The organism is Tsukamurella conjunctivitidis (assembly GCF_007858475.1).
Taxonomy (GTDB): Bacteria; Actinomycetota; Actinomycetes; order Mycobacteriales; family Mycobacteriaceae; genus Tsukamurella; species Tsukamurella conjunctivitidis.
Genome location: NZ_VIGX01000330.1, coordinates 1 through 506 on the forward strand (window position 1 = coordinate 1; position 506 = coordinate 506).

Sequence of the window (506 nt, forward strand, 5' to 3'; positions counted from 1 at the left end):
TCTTTGGCCAGAACCTCTTCTTAATCTTCTTAGCGATCGGAATGGTGTCATGGCTCGATATGGCAAGGATTGTTCGTGGGCAGACATTGAGTCTTAAGAATCGGGAGTTTATTGAAGCGGCAAAGGTCTCGGGGGTCTCAACGGCACTTATTATCTTCCGCCATATTGTTCCGAATGTTTTAGGTGTTGTTGTGGTCTATGCTTCGCTCTTAGTGCCGAGCATGATTCTATTTGAATCTTTCTTAAGCTTCTTAGGATTAGGGGTGCAGGAGCCGATGAGTAGTTGGGGATCACTATTAGCTGATGGCGCAAACTCTATGGAAGTTGCACCTTGGCTCTTAATCTTCCCGGCACTATTTTTAATCGTGACCCTCTTTTGTTTTAACTTTATTGGGGATGGGCTTCGTGATGCGCTCGATCCAAAAGATCGCTAGGAGAGCACAATGAGTGAATTATTATTAGATGTAAAAGATCTGAGTGTAGTCTTTGAGACCTATGATGGAGAG

At 44.1% G+C, this 506-nt stretch carries 1 protein-coding gene; it reads left to right on the forward strand.

Going from position 1 to position 506, the window contains the following annotated elements; all coding sequences use genetic code 11:
• Positions 1 to 434, forward strand: a 434-nt coding sequence (locus tag FK530_RS27760; RefSeq protein ID WP_146489555.1) for an ABC transporter permease subunit, incomplete at its 5' end; no start/stop codon positions are given.
• Positions 435 to 506 lie beyond the last annotated feature (72 nt).